Annotated in this window: 18 protein-coding genes and 1 pseudogene; 13 read left to right on the top strand and 6 right to left on the bottom strand. The window is 67.2% G+C overall.

Features of this window, described 5'->3' with window-relative positions; translation table 11 throughout:
* Nucleotides 1-180, top strand: a pseudogene (locus AGI3411_RS22730) (ABC transporter ATP-binding protein); the annotation flags it as partial.
* 282 nt (nt 181-462) lie between these two features.
* On the opposite strand, the gene AGI3411_RS22735 reads toward AGI3411_RS22730, so the two are convergent.
* The 6 genes from AGI3411_RS22735 to AGI3411_RS22760 form a co-directional block, all read right to left on the bottom strand.
* On the bottom strand, nt 463-1425 hold the full coding sequence (locus AGI3411_RS22735; protein ID WP_129529600.1) for a Nudix family hydrolase: 963 nt from the start codon (nt 1423-1425) through the stop codon (nt 463-465).
* Nucleotides 1418-2284: an ATP-binding protein gene (locus AGI3411_RS22740; protein WP_043544713.1), complete on the bottom strand. Its 867-nt coding sequence runs from the start codon at nt 2282-2284 to the stop codon at nt 1418-1420. Before AGI3411_RS22740 ends, AGI3411_RS22735 begins: the two co-directional genes overlap by 8 nt.
* 28 nt (nt 2285-2312) lie before the next feature.
* Nucleotides 2313-3539 (bottom strand): bifunctional glutamate N-acetyltransferase/amino-acid acetyltransferase ArgJ, encoded by a 1227-nt coding sequence (argJ, locus tag AGI3411_RS22745; protein ID WP_129529601.1) that lies wholly within the window; start codon nt 3537-3539, stop codon nt 2313-2315.
* A 109-nt stretch (nt 3540-3648) separates the two neighbouring features.
* Nucleotides 3649-4683, bottom strand: a complete 1035-nt coding sequence (locus AGI3411_RS22750; protein WP_129529602.1) for a hypothetical protein — start codon at nt 4681-4683, stop codon at nt 3649-3651.
* A gap of 66 nt (nt 4684-4749) precedes the next feature.
* Nucleotides 4750-5241 (bottom strand): MarR family winged helix-turn-helix transcriptional regulator, encoded by a 492-nt coding sequence (locus AGI3411_RS22755; protein ID WP_129529603.1) that lies wholly within the window; start codon nt 5239-5241, stop codon nt 4750-4752.
* A 6-nt stretch (nt 5242-5247) separates the two neighbouring features.
* A complete protein-coding gene (locus AGI3411_RS22760) occupies nt 5248-6135 on the bottom strand; it encodes an alpha/beta hydrolase (protein ID WP_129529604.1) in 888 nt (295 codons plus the stop codon).
* Nucleotides 6136-6361: 226 nt separating this feature from the next.
* On the opposite strand from AGI3411_RS22760, the gene AGI3411_RS22765 reads away from it, so the two are divergent.
* From AGI3411_RS22765 to AGI3411_RS22820, 12 genes are all read left to right on the top strand, one after another.
* A complete protein-coding gene (locus tag AGI3411_RS22765) occupies nt 6362-7525 on the top strand; it encodes an ABC transporter substrate-binding protein (protein ID WP_129529605.1) in 1164 nt (387 codons plus the stop codon).
* A gap of 205 nt (nt 7526-7730) precedes the next feature.
* Nucleotides 7731-8651 (top strand): branched-chain amino acid ABC transporter permease, encoded by a 921-nt coding sequence (locus tag AGI3411_RS22770; RefSeq protein ID WP_129529606.1) that lies wholly within the window; start codon nt 7731-7733, stop codon nt 8649-8651.
* 123 nt (nt 8652-8774) lie between these two features.
* The gene (locus AGI3411_RS22775; protein ID WP_129529607.1) at nt 8775-9737 is read left to right on the top strand and encodes a branched-chain amino acid ABC transporter permease; all 963 of its coding nucleotides are present in this window, start codon (nt 8775-8777) and stop codon (nt 9735-9737) included.
* On the top strand, nt 9734-10501 hold the full coding sequence (locus tag AGI3411_RS22780; RefSeq protein WP_129529608.1) for an ABC transporter ATP-binding protein: 768 nt from the start codon (nt 9734-9736) through the stop codon (nt 10499-10501). Before AGI3411_RS22775 ends, AGI3411_RS22780 begins: the two co-directional genes overlap by 4 nt.
* Complete coding sequence (locus tag AGI3411_RS22785; protein ID WP_129529609.1) at nt 10501-11205, top strand: ABC transporter ATP-binding protein; 705 nt, start codon at nt 10501-10503, stop codon at nt 11203-11205. The genes AGI3411_RS22780 and AGI3411_RS22785 overlap by 1 nt, the downstream gene beginning before the upstream one ends.
* A gap of 311 nt (nt 11206-11516) precedes the next feature.
* Nucleotides 11517-13505: a biofilm regulation protein phosphatase SiaA gene (gene siaA, locus AGI3411_RS22790; protein ID WP_208748162.1), complete on the top strand. Its 1989-nt coding sequence runs from the start codon at nt 11517-11519 to the stop codon at nt 13503-13505.
* A gap of 22 nt (nt 13506-13527) precedes the next feature.
* On the top strand, nt 13528-14067 hold the full coding sequence (gene siaB, locus AGI3411_RS22795; protein WP_129529611.1) for a biofilm regulation protein kinase SiaB: 540 nt from the start codon (nt 13528-13530) through the stop codon (nt 14065-14067).
* Nucleotides 14068-14104: 37 nt separating this feature from the next.
* Nucleotides 14105-14482, top strand: coding sequence for a biofilm regulation phosphoprotein SiaC (gene siaC / locus AGI3411_RS22800; protein ID WP_129529612.1), 378 nt, complete (start codon nt 14105-14107; stop codon nt 14480-14482).
* Nucleotides 14479-15276, top strand: coding sequence for a biofilm regulation diguanylate cyclase SiaD (gene siaD / locus AGI3411_RS22805; RefSeq protein WP_129529613.1), 798 nt, complete (start codon nt 14479-14481; stop codon nt 15274-15276). The genes siaC and siaD overlap by 4 nt, the downstream gene beginning before the upstream one ends.
* Before the next feature lie 39 nt (nt 15277-15315).
* Nucleotides 15316-17892 (top strand): sensor domain-containing protein, encoded by a 2577-nt coding sequence (locus AGI3411_RS22810; RefSeq protein ID WP_244240433.1) that lies wholly within the window; start codon nt 15316-15318, stop codon nt 17890-17892.
* A gap of 835 nt (nt 17893-18727) precedes the next feature.
* Nucleotides 18728-21079: a bifunctional salicylyl-CoA 5-hydroxylase/oxidoreductase gene (locus AGI3411_RS22815; protein ID WP_129529615.1), complete on the top strand. Its 2352-nt coding sequence runs from the start codon at nt 18728-18730 to the stop codon at nt 21077-21079.
* Nucleotides 21076-21867, top strand: a complete 792-nt coding sequence (locus AGI3411_RS22820; RefSeq protein ID WP_129529616.1) for an SDR family NAD(P)-dependent oxidoreductase — start codon at nt 21076-21078, stop codon at nt 21865-21867. The genes AGI3411_RS22815 and AGI3411_RS22820 overlap by 4 nt, the downstream gene beginning before the upstream one ends.
* Nucleotides 21868-21911: the final 44 nt, after the last annotated feature.

The raw sequence follows: 21911 nt of genomic DNA on the forward strand, positions 1-21911 counted from the left end.
GACGAGGGGATGACGGTGGTGCTGGTGGACCAGAACGTGCGCCGCTGCGCAGAGGTGTCGGACTATATGTATATCCTAGAGCTGGGGCGCAACAAGGCCGAGGGCGGCCGAGAGTCCTTCGAGGACGGCGGCGGGTTGCGGGAGATGGTGGCTTCCTGGATGGATTACAGGATCGACTGAGTTGCGGTCGTGGCGGTGTCGTCCCGCCTGCCGCGGCGGTCACGGTGTCAGACACTGCGGAGGTCACAGTGTCTGACACCCGTACGAGATGACGGCTCGGCTTGAAGCGGTGCTTCCGGGTGTCTGACACCCACGAGGAAAGACATTGCCGCCACGAAGGGTGTCAGACACCCATGGCGCATGGCTTCAAGCCTGAAACGCCTTGCCGTCGGGTGTCAGACACTGCGAAGATTGCCGTGTCTGACACAGCAGAGGTTGCCGTGCCTGAATCTGCGGCTGCCTTCAGAGCAGTCCGCGTATCCCCGCGATGCCATGCGCGCCATGCCGCAGGGCGGTGGACAGCGTGCTGCTTGATTGTCCCCCCAACGCGTACACCGGAATGCCCGCATCGCGATTGCCGGCGACGAAGCCTTCCCAGCCCAGCGTCGGGGCGCCCGGGTGCGATTCCGTTTCCAGAACCGGGCCCAGCACGGCGAAGTCCGCGCCGAGTTCCCGCGCATGCACGACTTCTGCGTTGTCGTGGGCCGATACGCCCACGAGCGCGCCAGCCGGCAGGGCCGGGCGGGCGGTCAGGCGGGCCGCGTCGGCGCTGCGCAGATGCACGCCGTCGGCTTCTTTCCACCATGCCGCGGGGTGGGCGCTGTTGATCAGAACGCGGGCGCCGGCGGCGCGGCAGCGCTTGAGCACGCTGTGCAGCACCTCATGCAAAGAGCTGGCGCCCACGCCGTCCGGCCATTGCGGTTCGCGCAGCTGCACCAGCTTCAGGCCGCGCGCCAGCGCCGCGTCCAGCCGGGCCAGGAAGGCCGGCACGCCGGCGCGCGAGCCGATGCCGCTGATGCCGTAGGCGGTGGGCAGCTGCAGCCAGCGCAGCGGAGGCAGCGTGGCGGGCAGCAGGTCGCCTACCGATGCCGCGTTGGCGGGCGATACCCATTCCAGGCGCTGGTTTTCCAGGCCGCGCGGCTCGCCTTCCCAACCGGTGACGTGGCAGAACGCCAGGCGCACCGTGGTGTGGGGGTAAGCGTGCACGTAGGTGACCCAGGGGCGGGACTGCGTGACGCGGATGCCGATTTCTTCCTGCAGTTCGCGCGCCAGCGCTTCCAGCACGGTTTCGCCGGGTTCGAGCTTGCCGCCCGGCAGTTCCCACCAGCCCGCCCAGGGTTTGCCTTCCGGGCGCTGGCCCAGCAGCAGCATGCCGTCCGGGCGCAGGATCAGGCCGGCCGCGACGTCGACGATCTTTTCAGACATGCCGGGCCGCCCAGTCGCGCGCGAATTGGTAGGCCACGCGGCCCGAGCGCGAGCCGCGCTCGATCGTCCACTGCAGGGCCTCGGTGCGCGAGGGCTCGATCTGCGCTTCCGGGCAGCCCAGCTCGCGCAGCCAGTGATAGACGATGTCCAGGTAGTCGTCCTGTTTGAAAGGGTAGAACGACAGCCACAGGCCGAAGCGCTCGGACAGCGAAATTTTTTCCTCGACTGTCTCGCCGGGGTGGATCTCGCCGTCGGGCTGGTGCTTGGCCGCCAGGTTCTCGCTCATGTATTCCGGCATCAGGTGGCGCCGGTTGGACGTGGCGTAGATCAGCACGTTGTCGCCCGAGGCGGACACCGAGCCGTCCAGCACGGACTTCAGCGCCTTGTAGCCGGCTTCGCCTTCCTCGAAGGACAGGTCGTCGCAGAACACGATGAAGCGTTCGGGCCGCGAGGCCACCAGCTCGACGATATCGGCCAGATCGCCCAGGTCGGACTTGTCCACTTCGATCAGGCGCAGGCCCCGGTCGCCGTAGGCCGCAAGCATGGCCTTGACCAGCGAGCTCTTGCCGGTGCCGCGGGCGCCGGTCATGAGCACGTTATTGGCGGGCTTCTTGTCGATGAACTGCTGCGTGTTGCGGTCGATGATGGCCTTCTGGCGCTCGATGTGCTGAAGGTCTTCCAGGTCGATGCGCGCCACGTGGCGCACGGCATCCAACCAGCCGCGCGAGCCGCGCTTGCGCCAGCGGAAGGCGTGGGCGCTCCAGTCGATCTCGGGCGGAGCGGGAGGAAGCCAGGCTTCCAGCTGAGCCAGCACGCGCTCGGCGCGCTGGATGAGGGTGGAGAACTCGGTTGCGGTCACGTCTCAAGTCCAGAGTTTGGGGGGCGGGTCAGGAACGGTAGTCGGCGTTGATCGACACGTATTCGTGGGAGAAGTCGCAGGTGTAGACCGTGTCGCTCACCTGGCCGCGGCCCAGCGCGATACGCACCAGGATTTCGGCCTGCTTCATCACGCGCTGGCCGTCGGCTTCCTGGTAGGCGGGGTTGCGGCCGCCGTCCTTGGCTACCAGCACGTCATCGAGCCACAGGCGGATGTTGGACACGTCCAGGTCGTCGATGCCGGCGTAGCCCACCGCGGCCAGGATGCGGCCCAGGTTGGGGTCCGACGCGAAGAACGCGGTCTTGACCAGCGGCGAGTGCGCCACGGCGTACGCCACCTTGAGGGCTTCCTCGGTGTTGCCGGCCTCTTCGACGCGGATCGTCATGAACTTGGTCGCGCCTTCGGCGTCGCGCACGATCTTGGTCGCCAGCTCCAGCGCGGCGGCCGTCAGGGCCTCGCGGATCGCGGCGTAGGCGGCGTCGGACTCGCTATTGACATTGACGCCGGATTTGCCGGTGGCGGCGATGATGAAGGAGTCATTGGTGGAGGTATCGCCGTCCACGGTGATGCGGTTGAACGAGGCGTCGGCGATCTCGACGGCCAGCTTGGCGAGCAGGGGCTGGGCGATGCCGGCGTCGGTGGCCAGGAAGCTCAGCATGGTGGCCATGTTGGGGCGGATCATGCCCGCGCCTTTGCTGATGCCGGTGAAGGTAACGGTCTTGCCGTCGATCTGCACCTGGGCCGAGGAGATCTTCGGCAGCGTGTCGGTGGTCATGATGCCGTGGGCGGCGCTGGACCAGCGGTCGGCGGCGAGGTCGGCGATGGCGCGCGGCAGGCCGGCGACCAGGCGGTCCAGGGGCAGCGGCTCCAGGATGACGCCAGTGGAGAACGGCAGAATCTGGGCCGCGGGCACGCCCAGCAGCTGGCCCAGCGCGGCACAGGTGTCCTGCGCCTTCTTCAGGCCTTCCTCGCCGGTGCCGGCGTTGGCGTTGCCCGTGTTGATGACCAGCGCGCTGATCGGGCCGCCGGCGGCCAGGTGGGCCTGGCAGACCTGCACGGGGGCGGCGCAGAAGCGGTTGCGCGTGAACACGCCGGCGACGCTGGTACCTTCGGCCAGGCGGAACACCGTCAGGTCGCGTCGGTTCGCTTTGCGGATGCCGGCCTCGGCGACGCCGATTTCAACGCCGGCAACAGGGAAAATTTCGGACTCGGAGGGGATCTGCAGGTTAACGGCCATGACTTCGTCTCATGAATGAGCAGGACGGAATCGCCGCCAGGCGAGGCGGCGCGCGGGGGAAAGCTTCGTATTATCCCACCGGTTCGGGGCAGGGGACGTCACGGGGCGTTCACGGCCCGATCCGCATGGCCGCCACGTCCAGCACGCCGGCCTCGCGGTTGCCGAGCACACTGCGCACGGTGCCGTCGGGGGCTTGCAGCACCGATTTTCCGGCGGGCACGTCGTCGCCGCCGGCGCGGCGCGCCGAACGGCCACGAGACGGGGAGAACAGCAGGTCGCCCGCCTGGGCGCCCGGCAGGGCGGGATTGGCGGCCAGCACCCGGGTGCCGGGGGGATAGGTCATGTCGCCCAGGACCGTTTCGCGCGCCAGCAGGCCCTCAAAGGCCAGCATGCGGCGCTGGCCGTCCAGCTGCATGTCCACTTTCAGCAGCGGCAGGCGGGCCACGTCCAGGGCGTCGCTGCCTTCGGTGCGCAACAACCAGCGCGGCGCTTCCCCGGCCGCGCCCGGCGCGGCGGCACCGGCGATGACCTTCAGCCAGGCGCCCGCGGGCACGGGTTGCTGGTCCAGGGTGTTGCCGATGGCCAGGTGGCAGCTGGCGAAGCGGGGGTGGCCGTCACGCATCACGAATTCGATCCGGTGGCCATGCGCGCACAGCCAGCCATCCAGCGCCTGGTCGCGCTCGATCTCTACCGACAGGGTTTCGGCCTGCTTGCCGTTGCCGGGGTAGCGGAACAGGCGCGATGCCGTAATGCCCTGGATGGGGGCCGGATGCGTCTCGGGGAAGACGGCGCGGTCGAACGAACCCAGGTCGTCCGGCGCGGCCAGGCGGAGTTCAGTGCCGGCGGGCATCTCCACGCCGGCCAGCAGCGTGGGCTGGGTCAGGACGGCCTTGCGTTCGGCATCGGCCTGCGCGTCGCGCTGGGCCGAGAACCATTGGCTGAACTGCTGGTACGGGAAAATGGCCCCGACGATGGCGAGGAACGCCATCAGGGTGGTGCCGATGCGGCGATGGTCGCCCAGCCAGTGCCGGGCGCTGCGGCTGGTGGCCAGGACGGCAAGCCAGGTCAGCAGCGTAGAGAGGCAGGCCAGCGAAGCCGCCATCAGCACGTAGAAATTACCGCCAGGTAAGGAAACCGGAATCATGGCGGCAATTATGCGCCAAACCGCCGGGCGTTTTCAGCGCCGCCGGCGTCCTGGCGCCTGCAGGTCCTAGGCCTTGGCCGACGCCCGGGTGGCCACGACCTGCAGCTTGAGTTCGCCCAGGGCCTGGAAGAGCGCATTGCGGGTGGCTTCGGGCAGGTCGCCGAACATGGACTTGACCCAGGTTTCGTGGGCGCGCGCCATGCGGGCGAAGCTCTTCCTGCCCAGCGGCGTGAGCTTGATGAGCGAACTGCGGCGGTCGGATTCGACCTTGGTGCGCACGACCAGTCCTTCCTTTTCGAGCTGGTCCGTGATGCCTGTGATGTTGCCGTTCGTGACCATCATGTGGCGCGACAGCTCGCCCATCTTCATGCCCTTGGGCGCGCGCTGCAATTGCGCCATCAGGTCGAAGCGGGGCAGCGTGGTATCGAATTCGTTGCGCAGGCGGCTGCGGATCTCGCTTTCGACGAGATTGGCGCAAGTCAGCATGCGCAACCACAGGCGCAGCGCGTGGTGGTCGTCCGGCGCGGCACGGGATTCCAGGTCGGGGGCGTTGATCATGGCGGGTTACCGGGAATGAGGGGCGGGCGCCAGACCCATCTGCTCGAAGATGGCGCGGGTCAGCGGGCTGTCGGGATCGTTGAGGCTTAACACAATGTCGTAATGATTCGTGCCGGGCATCGGCACGTAGTGCCCGGCAAAGCCGCGTTCGAGCCAGGCGGCGAGGTAGTCGTCGCTCTGGCGCTTGAACTCGGCGGTTTCGGTTTCGCCGTAACTGACCACCAGCGGGCAGCCCGCTTGCGGCAACTGCAGGGCGGGGCTGTTGCGGATGGCGTCGGCCTCGCTCATGCGCATCCACTCGTTCACGTGGGTGTGCACCAGCGGGCGCAGGTCGAACAGGCCCGACAGCGGGGCCGCGCCGCGGATCACGTCGGGTGGAACTTCGTAGCCGGCATGCCAGCCGCTGGCAAGCAGTGCGCCGACCAGGTGTCCGCCGGCGGAGCTGCCGCAGACATGGATGCGCGCCGGATCGCCGCCGTACTCGGCGATATGGTGGTGGATCCAGGCCAGGGCGCGCCGGGTCTGGTCCACGATGCGGTCCAGCGTGACGGCGGGAGCGAGGGAGTAGTTCACCGCCACGACCATCGCGCCGGCCTGCGTGAAGGCGGGCGCCATGCAGCTGGAGTCATTCTTGGACAGCAGGCGCCAGTAGCCGCCGTGGATGAACACGAACACCGGCGCGTTGCGCGCGCCGCCGGCGGCCGGGAAGATATCCAGCACTTCGTCGGCGTGATCGCCGAAGGGCACGTCCAGCGCGCAGTCCAGCGTGCGCCGCGCCTCGGCGCTGCCGTCGGCGTACTTCTTGAGTATCGGCTGGATGTCGGGTACTGTCGCGCGAGCGTTGTACTGGACGTCCAGTCCGGCGCGGTCATAATTGCGGTAAAGGGTGGCCATGGCGGTCGCTATTGGGAAACCCGTTGGTAAAAACCCTAGACTTGTTTTGGGGGATACTTTAAACCTAAACTATGAACCACGCCAGCTTTCCCTATGCTGCACAACGGGGATCGGGGTGGCTCAGGACGGCGGCGCGACGCGCCGGCAGGCCGGGCACAAGAAGTCCTTCGAATCGCACCTTCAAGAAGAACACCCTCTGCGCGGCTCGCGCACGGAGCACACCACCATGCGTTTGATCACTTCCCTTCTGGCCGCCGCCGCCCTGGTTCCGGCATTGGCCAGCGCCGATACCATCAAGGTCGGCATCGCCAACGACATTTCCGGCCCCTTCGCGGCGCTGGGCGCCGAAGCCCGCGATGGCTTCAACCTGGCCATCAAACAACTGGGCAGCAAGCTGGGCGGGCAGCCCGCCGAATTCGTGCAGACCGACATGGGCGGCAACCCCGACCAGGCCCGCCAGCTCGTTACGCGCTACATCCAGCGCGACAAGATCGATTTCTTCACCGGCCCGATCGGCTCGAACGTGGCGCTGGCCGTCGGCCCCGCGCTGTTCGCCGCCAAGGTCCCCTACCTGTCGAACAACCCCGGCCCCAGCCAGTTCGCCGGCGCGCAGTGCAACGCCTACTGGTTCGGCACGTCCTACCAGAACGACGCCTTCCATGAAGCGGCCGGCAAGGTCGCGGCGGACCGCGGCTTCAAGAAGATGTTCATCATGGCCCCCGACTACCCGGCGGGCAAGGACGCGCTGGCCGGCTTCAAGCGCGGCTACAAGATCCCCCCGGGCGACGAGGTCTACACCAAGCTCGGCCAGATCGACTACGCCGCCGAACTGGCGCAGATCCGCGCGGCCAAGCCCGATGCCGTCTACATCTTCCTGCCGGGCGGCATGGGCATCAACTTCGTCAAGCAGTTCGTGTCCACCGGCTTGTCGCAGAGCGTCAAGCTGATCGGCCCGGGCTTCTCGGCCGACGAGGACGTGATCCAGGCCGTGGGCGACCCGATGCTGGGCATGTACAACACGGCGCAGTGGGCGCATGACCTGGACGTGCCGCAGAACAAGGCCTTCGTCGAGGCTTTCCGCAAGGAATACAACGGCCGCTATCCCTCGGTCTACGCCGCCCAGTCCTATGACGTGATCATGGCCATGGACGCCGCCGTCAAGCAGGCCGGCGGCAAGGCATCGGACCGCGCCGCCGTCATCAAGGCGCTGGAAAAGGCCGACTACCCCTCGGTGCGCGGCAGCTTCACCTACGGCAAGAACCACTATCCGATCCAGGCCTACTACCTGCGCGTCGTCGAAAAGGACGGCAGCGGCCGCGTCACCAACAAATTGGTGGGCAAGGTGTTCGACAAGTACCAGGACGTCTACGTCGGCGACTGCAAGTTGTAGGGGGAAGCCCACCCCCGAAGCGCTGCGCGCTTCCCCCTCAAGGGGGCATGCCTGCGGACCGGCGGAGCCGGATCCGCGGCATCCGGATCGGGTGACACCGCTGCATGCGCCGTGCCTGGTGCCCGGACGCGATGCGCAATCAGATGGCTTTAATGATTAGGCCGTGAACTAGGCCATCGGCAATTCGCGGCAGGGAGAAGTCTTCATGACGTTTACGCTGATCGTCGAGCAATTGCTGAACGGTCTGCAGTTTGGGTTAATGTTGTTTCTGATCGCGGCCGGGCTGACCCTGGTGTTCGGCATCATGGACATCATGAATCTGGCTCACGGCTCGCTTTACATGGCCGGCGCCTATGTGGCCGCCGAAACCATGCAGCGCACGGGTTCTTTCACCGCCGCCGTCCTGGTGGCGGCCGTCGCCACCGGGCTGGTCGGCGTGATCCTGGAACTCGTGCTGATCCGCCGCCTGGCGCTGCGCGACCACCTGGCCCAGGTGCTGGGCACCTACGCTGTCATTCTCATCGCCAACGACCTGGTCAAGATGATCTGGGGTCCGGCCCCGGTCATGCTGAATATGCCGGCCGCCCTGTCCGGGCCGGTGCGCCTGTTGCCCGACCTGCTCTATCCCGCCTACCGCCTCATGATCATCGTGTTCGGCGTGGCCGCGGCGGCGGGGCTGTACTGGTTCGTGACCCGCACCCGCGCGGGCGTCCTGGTGCGGGCCGGCGCCTCCAACCGCCAGATGGCCACCCTGATGGGCGTACGCGTGCCGATGCTGTTCCTGGGCGTGTTCGCACTGGGCGCCATGCTGGCCGCGGCGGCCGGCGCCCTGCTGGGCCCGCTGACTTCGGTGCAGGTGGGCATGGGCGAGGAAATCCTGATCCTGGTGCTGGTGTGCATCGTCATCGGCGGCATCGGTTCGATCCGCGGCGCCTTCGTCGGCGCGCTGCTGGTGGGCATGGTGGACACGGCGGGGCGGGCCTTCCTGCCGATGCTGCTGCGCCAGGTCTTTTCGCCGGCCGTGGCCTCCAGCGTCGGACCGACGCTGGCCGCCATTGCCATTTATGTGTTGATGGCGGCGGTGCTGGTGTTCCGGCCGTCCGGCCTCTTTCCGGCGCGGGGCTAGGGCCTGTGGACACTAAAAGGAGCCACGCATGAGTACCCAAACGAGCGCCTATCAAGGCGCGAAGCGCAGCCGTGGCGCAACCACGGCAAGCATCCGCAACGCCAGTGTCGACAGGTCCTGACCATGAGATCCGCAATCTGGACCGTGGCCCTGCTGGCCGCGCTGGCAGTGTTCCCCCTGGTGGCGCCCGCCCTGGGCCTGGACTTCTATATTTCCTTCGTGCGGCGCGTGCTGATCTACGCGCTGGCCGCGACTAGCCTGAACCTGATCCTGGGCTACGGCGGCATGGTGGCGCTGGGGCACGCGGCGTTCTTCGGCGCGGGCGCCTACGCCGTGGGCATCCTGGCCATGTCGGGCGTCACCTCGGCGCTGATCGTCTGGCCGGCCGCCATGCTGCTGGCCGCGGTGCTGGCGTGTATTACCGGGGCGATCTCGTTGCGCACCCGCGGCGTGTACTTCATCATGATCACGCTGGCGTTCGCGCAGATGCTGTTCTACATCTTCATTTCGCTGCGCCAGTACGGCGGGGAAGACGGGCTGAACCTGCCGGGCTACTCCAGCCTGCCCGGCATCGACCTGGCCCATGACACGAGCTTTTATTACCTGGTACTGGCCCTGTTCGCGCTGATCATGTGGGTGTTCGGGCGCGTGGTGGCCTCGCGCTTCGGCACGGCCCTGCAGGGCATCCGCGAGAACGAGTCGCGCATGGAGTCCATGGGCTATCCGGTCTACCGCATCAAGCTCACGGCCTTCACGCTGAGCGGCGCCGTGGCCGGGCTGGCCGGCGCGCTGCTGGCCAACCACAACCTCTTCATCTCGCCCAGCCTGATGCACTGGACCCAGTCGGCCAACCTGCTGATCATGGTGCTGGTGGGCGGCATCGGCCTGCGCTATGGCGGAGTGGCGGGCGCCGTCGTGATGCTGACGCTGGAGGAAGTGCTGCGCCTGTGGACCGAGTACTGGCACCTGCCCCTGGGCGTACTGCTGCTGTGCGTGGTGTTCGGCGCGCCGCGCGGCCTGGTCGGGCTGTTCGGCCCGATATTCTGCGGCCGCGCCGCGCCGCAATCCGGCAAGGTGGGATCATGAACGCTTCCGTAACCCCGGCCCTGCAGGCTTCGGGGCTGGTGCGCCGTTTCGGCGCGCTGGTCGCCACCGACAATGTGTCGCTGTCGCTGGACCCGGGCGAGATCCATGCCCTGATCGGCCCCAACGGGGCGGGCAAGTCCACGCTGATCCATCTGCTGTCCGGCACACTGTCGTCGGATTCGGGCACGCTGACCGTGGGCGGCCGCGACGTGACGGGCATGACCGCGCACCAGCGCGTGTCCGCCGGCTTGTCGCGGTCCTACCAGATCACCAATATCTTCAAGCAGTCCAATGTGCTGGACAACCTGGTGCTTGCGGTGCAGGCGCACGCGGGCAGCAGTTTCCGTTTCTGGAAGCCGCGCGCGGCGGAGTCCGCGCTGTACGAGCAGGCGCGCGAGCTGGCGCGGGAATGCGCTATCGACGCCAGCCTGCTGGAACGGCCGGCCGGCACGCTGCCGCACGGCGAACAGCGCAAAGTGGAATTCGCGCTCGCGCTGGCTGCGCGGCCCAGGGTGCTGCTGCTGGACGAACCTATGGCGGGCATGGGGCCGGACGAAACCGTCCGCCTGACCGAACTGATCGAATCCATGCGGGGACGCGCCGCCATGCTGCTGGTGGAACACGATATGCAGGCGGTGTTCCGCCTGGCCGACCGCTTGTCGGTGCTGGTGTATGGCCGCGTCATCGCGACGGGCACGCCGGACGAGATCCGCGCCAACCCCGAGGTGCGCCAAGCCTACCTGGGCGACGAGGAGACCGCGTGATGCTGACCATCGAATCGGCCAAGAGCGGCTACGGCGCCAGCCAGGTGCTGTTCGGCGTGGACCTGGAGATCGGCGCGGGCCAGGTCGTGACCCTTCTCGGCCGCAACGGCATGGGCAAGACCACGCTCCTGCGCACCCTGTTCGGCCAGCTGCCCCTGCGCGGCGGCAAGATCCATTTCGCGGGGCAGGACATCAGCGGCTGGAGCCCGGACCGCATCGCGCGGGTCGGCATGGCTATCGTGCCGGAGGGGCGGCAGTGCTTCCCCAACCTGACGGTGCGCGAGCACCTGACGGCCTTCGTGGCGGCGCGCAACCCGGACATCGGCGAGCCCTGGACGCCGGAACGGGTATTCGAACTCTTCCCCCGCCTGCACGAGCGCGCGCGCAACATGGGCAACCAGCTCTCGGGCGGCGAGCAGCAGATGCTTGCCATCGGCCGAGCCCTGGTCACCAATCCGCGGCTCCTGATCCTGGACGAGGCCACCGAAGGCCTGGCGCCCAAGATCCGCGAGGAAATCTGGAACTGCCTGGCGCGGCTGCGCCAGGCGGGGCAGACCATCCTGGTCATCGACAAATATGTCGAGCGGCTGTTGAGCCTGGCCGACCGCCACGTGATCCTGGAACGCGGCAAGGTGGTGTGGACGGGCGATTCCCAAGCCCTGGACGCCGATCGCGGCCTCTGGGAGCGTTACCTGGGCGTGTAGCGGGAAAGCCGCAATCCGGCCCGGCGCGCGCCAGTCGTGTTGATATAAATCGCAATAAACCGGCATTTACATTGCAACGGTGAAACTTATGGCGGATCGAGTGCTTACACTCGTTTTCGCCTGTTTCAATTGGATCCACTGTTATCTACACTTGTGCGCCGGACGTGCCGCGTGGGTACGCCCGCAGCAGGCTCATGGCCGGAGAGGCGGGGCGACAGCGCGGCGAGGGGCCGGTTCCACGGCCGCGGTCCGCGTGCGTGTCCCCGTTTTACGCATGTTGCGTCTTATTCAAGTTGTCAGGAAGACTTCGCATGGCGAAATGGGGTTTGCGCAGAAAATCGTTGATGGCGCTGTTGTTGGCATGCTTGGTCGCCCTGGCGCCCGCGGCCTTGATCGGATGGCAGGTGCTGGACGGCGTCCGGGAGCACTTCGGGCGGGCATTTGCCGACAATTTCACGCAATTGAACCGTCAGCGCATCCTGGCGCCGGTATCGCGCGAACTGGCCCTGTCCCTGCGGCTGGCCGACAGCGAGGTGACGCGCCGCTGGCTGCGCCACGAAAGCGATCCCGCCGCGCGCGAGCTGTTCTTCCGCGAAGCCGACGGCTACCGCCGGGATCTGCTGGGCCAGGCCTACTTCATCGCTAGCGCCGCGTCGGGCAATTACTACTTCAACGATGACCAGCCCCTGTCCGAGACGCCGCGCTACACGCTCAGCAGGACGGCCGCCGACGACGGCTGGTTCTACCTGACGCTGAAGTCTCCCGCCAAGTACAACATCAACGTCAATCCGGACCTGAAGCTGAAGACCACGAAGGTCTGGATCAACGTCCAGGTGCGCGACGGCGACCGGGTCCTGGGCCTGACCGGCTCGGCGCTGGACGTGGGCGGCTTCCTGCACGACTTCGTCAACAGCGGTCAGCCGGGCGTCACGCCCATCATCGTCGACACCGAAGGTGCCATCCAGGCGCACATGGACGCCTCGCTCATCGCCTACAACTCGGGCGCGGGCGGCGCGGGCGATGGCCGCGGCATGGTGTTCAACCTGCTGGACGGCGGGCAGGGCCGGGACGGGCTGGCCGCCGCCATGAAGGCGGCCCAGGCCGACCCGCAGTCGGTGCAGTCCGCCTGGGTGACGATGGACGGCATCCGCCAATTGGTGTCCGTGGCCTACATGCCCGAACTGCACTGGCACGTGCTGACCGTGGTGGACCTGGGCGCCGCGCGCGTGCTGGACACGGATTGGCTCTGGCCGGCGGCGATCGGCCTGGTGGTGCTGTTCGCGGCGATGATCCTGTGCTTCGGCTACGCCATCGAACGGCTGATGCTGCGTCCCTTGCGCCGCCTGCAGCAGTCGGCGCGGGCGATCGCCGACGGCAGCTACGACGTGCGCTTGCCGCCGGGCGGCCAGGACGAGATCGGCGATCTCAGCCGCGCCTTCGGGGTCATGGCCGACAAGGTGCGCCAGCATACGGCTGAATTGGAAACCAAGGTGCGCGAGCGCACGTCCGAGCTCGAGGACGCCAACCGCGCCATGGCCGCCGCCCACAAGAAGATCGACGATTCCATCGACTACGCCAGCCTGATCCAGCGCGCCATCCTGCCGGACCGCCAGCTGACCCAGTCGCTGGGAGCGCATCATTTCGTGCTGTGGAAGCCGCGCGATGTGGTGGGCGGCGATTTCTACGTGTTCCGCTCCGACGGCGCCAACTGCCTGCTGGGCATCATGGACTGCGCCGGCCACGGCGTGCCGGGGGCCCTGATGACCATGCTGGCCCGCGCCGCCATCGACCTGGCGATCACCGAGGTCGGGCCGGCCGATCCGGCCGCCATCCTGGGCCGCACCGACAGCGCGATCCGGGCCATGCTTGCGGACGCGCAATTGCCGCGGGCGCTTGCTACCAACACGGATGCGGGCCTGGTATATATTGACCGCCAAGCCGGCCGGCTGCTGTACGCGGGCGCCAAGATCAGCCTGTACGCAAGCAACGGCGACGTCCTGCGCGAGGTGCCCGGCGGCAGGCGGGCGCTGGGCGACAAGCGCACAGAAACATACGAGAACATCGCGTTGGATCTGGAACCCGGCTGGACTTATTACCTGGCCACGGACGGGTTCCTGGACCAGGCAGGCGGCGAGCATGGCTTCGGTTTCGGCAACACGCGTTTCGCCGGAATGCTCAAGAGGCATGCGCGCCAGCCGTTAACCGAGCAGGCGGCCGCCTTTACCCAGGCCCTGGCGGAGTACCAGGGCGGACGGCCACAGCGTGACGACATCACCTTGCTGTCATTTCGTTTCGAATAAACGTTATCAGGGCGTAACCTCCATGAATGCCTCCGATCTCTACGCATTGGGTGAACGATTCAACCAGAACCGCACCTTGCTGTGTTTCAACGGCCCCATTTCCCGCAGCCTGATCGAGGAAATCGGCAATGCGCTCAAGAACTACCTGAATGCCGAACATGCGCGGCCGGCGGAAGCCATGGATGTGTTCTCGGTCTACATCGAGATGATCCAGAACATCCGCCAGTACGCGGCGCTGAACGGCGACGTGGACGCATCGGCCACCGTGGTGATCGGCCGCCGCGACGATAGCCGCTACGTGGTGTCCGCGGGCAACCTGGTCAAGGCCGAAGACGGCCAGCTCCTGGTTGCGCGCATCCAGGAACTGGCGGCGCTGGACAAGCCCTCCCTGAAGGCCGAATACAAGCAGCAGCTGCACAAGCCGCGCACCCAGGGCGTTGCCTCGGGCGCGGGCCTGGGGCTGATCGACATCGCGCGCCGCGCCGGCGCTCCGCTGGATGCCAGCCTGACCCCCGCCGCGGGCGCGGGGCAGGCGTTCTTCAGCCTGAGCGTCGTGATTTGAAGGCATGCGCACCCAAGCAATATTTTCGGAGCAATTGATGAAAGACCTGAATATTCCCGGGACCCAGTCCACGCCCGCCATCGACGCCGATGCTGCCGCCGGCGTGCTGGCGATGCGCGGAGACTCCTATCCCGAGAATTCCTTCGAACTGTTCGGCCCGGTCATCGAGTGGGTCGAAGCCTATCTGCTGGGCAGCGCGGCCCCGCTGAAGCTGGAGCTGGAACTTCTCTACCTGAACACCAGCAGCATCAAGTCCGTCATGGATATTTTCGATGTGCTGGAGGCGGCGCACGGCAAGGGCCGCGAGGTCAGCGTGACCTGGTACTACGACATGCGCAATGAGCGGGTGGGAGAGCTGGCCGAGGAATTCAAGGAAGACTGCACCTTTCCCTTTTCGGTCGTCGGCCGCCAATGAAACTGGACGCCGCCCAGCTGGACAAACGCATCGCCGCGCTGCTGGCGGACCCGGCCTATGAAGGCCATCCGCTGCGCGAGGCGCTGGAAGCGCTGTGGCGGCACACCGCGGAGCAGATGGCGCGGATCGAACGCGTGACCCAGCTGTCGGACGCCTACCAGACCATGGCGCACGAGCGCGAGCTGGGACTGTGCGACCGGTTCGACCGGCAGTTGCGCCGGCTGACCCGCATTGCGCGGATCTCGGACCATTATCAGAGCATGATGCGCGATCTGAACGTCGCGCTGCTGGAAACCTCCAACCGCGATCCGCTGACCGGGCTGCTGAATCGGCGCGCGCTGATGGAAATGATCAAGCAGGAGGTCCAGCGCGCGTCCCGGGGCGGCGAGAGCTTCGTCGTGGCCATGCTGGACGTGGACCACTTCAAGTCGGTCAACGACCGCTACGGCCACGAAACAGGCGACCGCGCGCTGGTCGAGCTGGCCGGCGTGCTGGGCAAGAATCTGCGCGAGTACGACCTGTGCGGCCGCTGGGGCGGCGAGGAATTCCTGGTGCTGCTGCCCAGCACGCAGTCAGAGGCGGCTCAGCGCGTCATGGACCGTCTGGTCGGCGCCGTGCGCGCGCTGACGGTCGCCGCGGGCGAGGGCGTGTTGAGAATGACGATCAGCATCGGCATGGCGTATCACCAATTGGGAGAGACTTTTTCGGAAACGCTCAGCCGCGCGGACCAGGCGCTGTATCTCGCCAAGCAAGACGGCCGTGACCGTGTCGCCCTGGGTTTTCCCAAGCGTTGAATGAAACCGGATCAGCTGTTATCCGGCATGGAGCCCCATATGCTTGATTCTTATCCAGGCGCTTTCGCCGCGGGGCCGCAAGGCGCCGCTTGGAGCGCGGGCAATTACCTGACGTCGATGGATCGGGCGCTGCTCCTGTTCGACTTCGACGTCGCTGGCGCCCTGGTGCGCGCCAATGACAATTTCCTGGACGCGGTGGGGTATTCCCGCGACGAGGCGCCGGCCCTGCGCCACGACATGCTGTGCGACAGCCTGGACGAGGGCAAGGGCATCGTCGGCGGTGAGCAGATCTGGGCCCGGCTGCTGGGCGGCCGGCACTTCTCGGGCACCTGCCGCTACCGCAGAACGGGCGGCGGTTTCCTGTGGATTGAAGCGACTTACCTGCCGATACGCGACGAGGCGGGCGAGGTCGCGCGCATTTCTGTCATTTCCCGGCGCTCGATCGCGGACGCCGAACGCCAGGAAGAGATCCGTCTCCTGCTGTTGGGCATCAACGAGACCGGCAACGCCGTGGCCGTGTCGGGCCGCGACGGCCGCATCGTCTACGTGAACGACGGTTTCAAGCGCATGCTGGGATTCTCCCGCAGTGACGCGGTGGACCAGGAACTGGGCGAGTTGCTGTCCGGCGGCAGGCCGGATGGCGGCACCCGGGAGGAACTGGACCGCCGCATCGCCTGCCGCGAGGGGTATCACAAGGACGTGCTGGTCTACGACCGGGCGGGGCGGCCGCTATGGGTGTCCGTGATGGCGAACTCCGTATTCGACGACCGCGGCACGCTGGTCAACATCGTGGACGTGCTGACCGACATCACCCCCACCAAGGTGCACGAGGTGCTGCAGCGCCGCGTGCTGCAGGCCATGGTCAACGAGGCCTCGGTGGTCGAGGTCATGAACATGGTGTGCCGCGAGGTGGAGCGCCTGGCGCCCGAAGTGACGGCCAGCGTGCTGCGCGTGGACGACGCGGGGCTGCTGCGGCCGCTGGCTGCGCCGAGCCTGCCCGCCGCCTACGCCGAGGCGCTGGACGGCGCACCCATCGGCCCGCAAGCGGGCGCCTGCGGCACCTCCGCCTTCCTCGGCCGCCCCGTGATCGTGCCGGACATCGCCACCGACCCGCTGTGGGACGGCTACCGCGACATGCCGCTGCCGGAGGACATCAAGGCTTGTTGGTCCTCGCCCATCAAGTCGAGCGACGGCCGCGTGATCGGGACTTTCGCGTTCTATTTCCGCGAGCGCCGCCTGCCCGACGATTTCCACCACCGGCTGGTGGACGTCTGCGTCTACCTGTGCGCCCTGGCGCTGGAACGCGAAGAGGCCCGCGCCCGCATCCGCCAGCTTGCGTTCTATGACGAGCTGACGGGCCTGCCCAACCGCAACCTGCTGCTGGCGCAGGCCGAACAGGCCATCGCGCGCGCCGAACCGGAACGCAAGCGCGTGGCGGTGCTGTTCCTGGACCTGGACCGCTTCAAGCAGGTCAACGACACGCTCGGCCATCCCATCGGCGACGCCTTGTTGCGCGACGTGGCACAGCGCCTGCGCCGGCTGGCGCGGGCCGCCGACATCGTGGGCCGGCTGTCGGGCGACGAATTCGTGATGCTGATGCCGGACTTCGAGCATGGCCGCCTGACCGCGGCGGCCGAGCACGTTCTGGTGGCGCTGGCCCAGCCGTTCTCGGTGGGCGGCATCACGCTGAATCCGTCCGTCAGCATCGGCATCAGTGTGTTCCCCGAGAACGGGCGCGACATGGACACGCTGTTGCGCCACGCCGACATGGCGATGTACCAGGCCAAGACGGCGGGGCGCAACCGCATTTCCTTCTTCAGCGCCGAGATGAACCGGCAGGCGCAGGAAAGACTGGCCCTGGAGGCCGCGCTGCGCGACGCGCTGGAGGCAAAGGCGCTGCGTCTGCATTACCAGCCGCAGGTCGGCCTGAAGAACGGCACCCTGTACGGGGTGGAGGCGCTGGCGCGCTGGCGCCATCCGACCCTGGGCGATATTTCCCCCGCGCGCTTCGTGCCCCTGGCCGAGGAATGCGGGCTGATCGGCGGCCTGGGCGACTGGGCCCTGCGCGAAGCGTGTTCGCAATTGGCGATCTGGCGCGGCAAGGGGCTGCGGGTGCCGTCGGTATCCGTCAACCTGTCGGCGACGAATTTCCACAATCTGAACCTGCCGCGGATGATAGAGGCGATCCTGGCCGAGTTCGGCCTGGCGCCGGCGGACCTGATGCTGGAGATCACCGAAGGCGTGGTGCTCGACGCCACCGCCGGCACGCTGCGGACGATCGCCGAGCTGCACCGGTTGGGCGTGCGCCTGTCGATGGACGATTTCGGCACAGGGTATTCCAGCCTTGGGCACTTGCGGCGCCTGATCGTGGATGAATTGAAGCTGGACCGCAGCTTCGTCCAGGGCCTGGAAAGCGACGATGCCGCCCGCGCGCTGACCAGCGCCGTCATTCGCATCGGCGAAAGCCTGAGCTTGCCGGTGGTGGCCGAGGGCGTGGAAAACGAAGAGCAGCGGCGGTTCCTGATCGAACAGGGTTGCGCGGCGGGGCAGGGGTTTTTGTTTTCTCCGCCGTTGCCGGCGGATGACCTGGAAGCGTGGATGCGGGGGAGGCCTTAGGGGCTTGTGCTTGGGGGCTGTTGTTTGAGTTCTTGAGACGCCCGCCGCGTTGGGGGCCTGGGGTGCGCGGGGCCACGATTGCGGTCCGGAGCCTTCGCTCCGGACTTCCCCTGCGTCATCCTCGTCCAGGCCTTCGGCCTTCCCTACGGATTCCCTTGGGCTTATCGACGCCCCGCGCACCCCAGGCCCCCAACGCGACGGGCTCTGGTGGTTGAAACCTGGCGGTCGCTGGGGAGGATCAGGTGCTTAGGGTTCTCGCCCCGGGTGGTGGGGTGATGGAGGATCTTGCGGGGCCCGCCTCGGGCCGGCCGCGCGGGCGGCTGGCCCGAGGCTTACGCGGCGTCTTGCGTCGTGATGGGAGCGCTGCGCGCGATTGTGGCGGGATGCTGGTGTCTGATACCTGTGTGAGATGACGGTCCGTCTCGTCACTTGAACCCCGCCGCCGGATGGGTGGCGCGCGTACGGGTCTGCCTACGCAAGCGGCTGCCCTGCGCGCGCCACCCATCACCGCTCATCCCCCAAACTCTGGGCGGCCTTCAGCACACCATCCTCCGCATGCGCGAAAGCGCGCACCGTCCCGACGCCCACCACCGCGTATGCCGTTTTCGGCCGCCCGGGCGGCCGAAAACGGCGGGCGGCACAAGAACTCAACAATGACCTCCGCCCAACAAAGCTCGTCCCCATTTAAACCCCCACCGATCTAGATACTTTCCCCATTTGCAACCCACCCCGGTCAGGTATATATTTCAAGCCTAAACTATCAAGGTTTAAATCTCTGCGGCCCCAGCTCCAGGAATACAGAGCGGTTGTCGCGTACCACGGAGCGTATACGGCAATGAAAATAGCCTGCATTGGCGGCGGTCCCGCCGGTCTGTATTTCGGTCTGCTCATGAAGCTGCAGAACCCCGAGAACGAAGTCACCGTGATCGAGCGCAACCGCCCGTACGACACCTTCGGCTGGGGCGTGGTGTTCTCCGACGCCACCATGCAGAACCTGCGCGAAGCCGACCCCGTCTCCGCCCAGACCATTGGCGACGCCTTCAACCACTGGGACGACATCGACATCCACTTCAAGGGCCGCAGCATGCGCAGCAGCGGCCACGGCTTCATCGGCATCGGCCGCAAGAAGCTGCTGAACATCCTGCAGGCGCGCTGCGAGGACGTGGGCGTCAAGCTGGTGTTCGAGAACTTCGTGCAGGACGACCAGGCCATCGCCCGCGACTACGACGCCGACCTGGTCATTGCCTCGGACGGCATCAACAGCCAGATCCGCACCCGCTACGCGGATACGTTCCACCCCGATATCGACCAGCGCCGCTGCCGCTTCGTCTGGTTGGGCACCAAGAAGGTGTTCGACGCCTTCACGTTCGCCTTCGTGCAGACCGAGCACGGCTGGTTTCAGGCCCACGCCTACCGCTATGAAAACGGCATGTCCACGTTCATCGTGGAAACGCCCGAGGAAACCTGGCAGGCCGCCGGCATCGAGCAGATGAGCCAGGAAGAGGGCATCGCCTATTGCGAAAAGCTGTTCGCGCCGTGGCTGGACGGCAATCCGCTGGTCAGCAACGCGTCGCACCTGCGCGGCTCGGCCATCTGGATCCGTTTTCCGCGCGTCATCTGCAACACCTGGGTGCACTGGAACTCGCTGGAAACCGCCCGTGGCCAGCGCCGCGTGCCCGTCGTGCTGATGGGCGACGCCGCCCACACCGCCCACTTCTCGATCGGCTCCGGCACCAAGCTGGCGCTGGAGGATGCGATCGAGCTGGCGCGCTGCCTGAGCGGCGCCGAAGGCAGCGTCGAAGCCGGCCTGAAGCACTACGAGGAAGTGCGCAGCGTGGAAGTGCTGAAGATCCAGAACGCCGCCCGCAACTCCACCGAATGGTTCGAAAACGTCGCGCGCTACGCCGATCTGGAGCCCGAGCAGTTCGCCTATTCGCTGCTGACCCGCTCGCAGCGCATCTCGCACGAGAACCTGCGCCTGCGCGACCCGGCCTGGCTGGAAGGCTTCGAGCGCTGGATCGCGGAACACGCGGGCGCCGCCACGGCGCCGGGCGAGCGTCCGGCCCTGCCCATGCTGACGCCCTTCACGGTGCGCGGCGTGCGGCTCAAGAACCGCATCCTGGTTTCGCCGATGGCCATGTACTCCTGCACCGACGGCGTCCCGGGCGACTTCCACCTCGTCCACCTGGGCGCCCGCGCCATGGGCGGCGCCGGCCTGGTCATGGTGGAAATGACCTGCGTGTCGCCGGACGGCCGCATCACCCCGGGCTGCCCCGGCCTCTGGAACGACGAGCAGCGCAAGGCCTTCACCCGCATCGTCGATTTCGTGCATGGCAACAGCGACGCCCGCATCGGCATGCAGCTGGGCCACGCCGGCCGCAAGGGCTCCACGCAGCTGGGCTGGCAGAAGATCGACCATCCGCTGGCCGAGGGCAACTGGCCGCTGATGTCCGCGTCCGCGCTGCCGTACATCGGAGGGGTGTCGCAGACGCCGCGCGCCATGACGCGCGCCGACATGGACGACGTGCGCGACAACTTCGTCGCCGCCGCGCGCCGCGCCGAGCAGGCCGGCTTCGACTGGCTGGAGCTGCACTGCGCCCACGGCTACCTGCTGTCCAGCTTCATCTCGCCGCTGACCAACCGCCGCGAGGACGAATACGGCGGCAGCCTGGAAAACCGCCTGCGCTTCCCGCTGGAAGTGTTCCACGCCGTGCGTGCCGTCTGGCCCGAAAACAAACCCATGTCGGTGCGGATCTCCGCCAGCGACTGGGTGGAAGGCGGGATCACGGCCGACGACGCGGTGGAAATCGCGCGCCACTTCAAGGCTGCCGGCGCCGACATGATCGACTGCTCGTCCGGCCAGGTCAGCAAGGAAGAAAAGCCCGTCTACGGCCGCATGTTCCAGACCCCCTTCGCGGACCGCGTGCGCAACGAGGCCGGCATTCCCACGATTGCGGTGGGCGCTATTTTCGAGGCCGACCACGCCAACGGCATCATCGCCTCGGGCCGCGCGGATCTCTGCGCCCTGGCGCGTCCCCATTTGGCCGACGCCTCCTGGACGCTACGCGAAGCGGCGCGGGTGGGCTACCGTGACGTAACGTGGCCGAATCAGTACTTCGCCGGCAAGCGCCAGCTGGAAACCAATTTCGAACGCGCCGCCGCCATGGCGCAACTGGACATCAAATGAATGCAACTCTGCACCCCTTGGCCGGGCGCCATGCCCTGGTGACGGGCGGCGCCCGCGGCATCGGGCTGGCCTGCGCCCGGGCGCTGCTGCAGCGCGGCGCCCGCGTCACGCTCCTGGGCCGCGACGGCGCGGCGCTGGACGCGGCGGCTGACAGCCTGGCCAGCCTCGGGCAGGTGCAGGCCGTCAGCGCCGACATCGCGGACGAGGCGTCGGTGCGGACGGCCTTCGCCCAGGCCGAAGCGGAATTCGGGCCGGTGCTGGTGCTCGTGAACAACGCCGGCCAGGCGGTCAGCGAACGCTTCGACCGCACGGATTTCGCCTTGTGGCAGTCCATGATCGCCGTCAACCTGACCGGCACGTTCCACTGCATCCAGGCCGCCTTGCCGGGCATGCTGAAAGAAAAATGGGGGCGGGTTATCAACGTAGCCAGCACCGCCGGCCTGATCGGCTATGGCTACGTCAGCGCTTATTGCGCGGCTAAGCACGGCGTGGTGGGACTGACCCGCTCGCTGGCGCTGGAAACCGCACAGAAGGGCGTCACGGTCAATGCCGTCTGCCCCGGTTACACCGAAACCGACATCGTGCGCGGGGCGGTCTCGAACATCGTCGACAAGACCGGCATGACCCCGGAAGCCGCCCGCGCCAAGCTGGCCGAACGCAACCCGCAGGGCCGCCTGGTGCAGCCCGAGGAAGTGGCTGAAACGGTTGCCTGGCTGGCCCTGCCGGCCTCGGCCTCCGTCAACGGCCAGGCCATTGCCGTCGACGGCGGCGAAGTGATGACCGGCTGAGGCCGGCGCCCCACCCATCCCGAAGATCCACGAATGGAGACACC

The sequence above is a fragment of the Achromobacter agilis genome (genome assembly GCF_900496965.1).
In the GTDB taxonomy this organism is placed as follows: domain Bacteria; phylum Pseudomonadota; class Gammaproteobacteria; order Burkholderiales; family Burkholderiaceae_B; genus Achromobacter; species Achromobacter agilis.

Excerpts from the sequence above, each read along its gene's own strand:
- AGI3411_RS22735 (WP_129529600.1), bottom strand. The coding sequence starts at position 1,425 with ATGTCTGAAAAGATCGTCGACGTCGCGGCCGGCCTGATCCTGCGCCCG.
- argJ (WP_129529601.1), bottom strand. The coding sequence starts at position 3,539 with ATGGCCGTTAACCTGCAGATCCCCTCCGAGTCCGAAATTTTCCCTGTT.
- AGI3411_RS22750 (WP_129529602.1), bottom strand. The coding sequence starts at position 4,683 with ATGATTCCGGTTTCCTTACCTGGCGGTAATTTCTACGTGCTGATGGCG.
- AGI3411_RS22755 (WP_129529603.1), bottom strand. The coding sequence starts at position 5,241 with ATGATCAACGCCCCCGACCTGGAATCCCGTGCCGCGCCGGACGACCAC.
- AGI3411_RS22760 (WP_129529604.1), bottom strand. The coding sequence starts at position 6,135 with ATGGCCACCCTTTACCGCAATTATGACCGCGCCGGACTGGACGTCCAG.
- AGI3411_RS22765 (WP_129529605.1), top strand. The coding sequence starts at position 6,362 with ATGCGTTTGATCACTTCCCTTCTGGCCGCCGCCGCCCTGGTTCCGGCA.
- AGI3411_RS22770 (WP_129529606.1), top strand. The coding sequence starts at position 7,731 with ATGACGTTTACGCTGATCGTCGAGCAATTGCTGAACGGTCTGCAGTTT.
- AGI3411_RS22775 (WP_129529607.1), top strand. The coding sequence starts at position 8,775 with ATGAGATCCGCAATCTGGACCGTGGCCCTGCTGGCCGCGCTGGCAGTG.
- AGI3411_RS22780 (WP_129529608.1), top strand. The coding sequence starts at position 9,734 with ATGAACGCTTCCGTAACCCCGGCCCTGCAGGCTTCGGGGCTGGTGCGC.
- AGI3411_RS22785 (WP_129529609.1), top strand. The coding sequence starts at position 10,501 with ATGCTGACCATCGAATCGGCCAAGAGCGGCTACGGCGCCAGCCAGGTG.
- siaA (WP_208748162.1), top strand. The coding sequence starts at position 11,517 with ATGGCGAAATGGGGTTTGCGCAGAAAATCGTTGATGGCGCTGTTGTTG.
- siaB (WP_129529611.1), top strand. The coding sequence starts at position 13,528 with ATGAATGCCTCCGATCTCTACGCATTGGGTGAACGATTCAACCAGAAC.
- siaC (WP_129529612.1), top strand. The coding sequence starts at position 14,105 with ATGAAAGACCTGAATATTCCCGGGACCCAGTCCACGCCCGCCATCGAC.
- siaD (WP_129529613.1), top strand. The coding sequence starts at position 14,479 with ATGAAACTGGACGCCGCCCAGCTGGACAAACGCATCGCCGCGCTGCTG.
- AGI3411_RS22810 (WP_244240433.1), top strand. The coding sequence starts at position 15,316 with ATGCTTGATTCTTATCCAGGCGCTTTCGCCGCGGGGCCGCAAGGCGCC.
- AGI3411_RS22815 (WP_129529615.1), top strand. The coding sequence starts at position 18,728 with ATGAAAATAGCCTGCATTGGCGGCGGTCCCGCCGGTCTGTATTTCGGT.
- AGI3411_RS22820 (WP_129529616.1), top strand. The coding sequence starts at position 21,076 with ATGAATGCAACTCTGCACCCCTTGGCCGGGCGCCATGCCCTGGTGACG.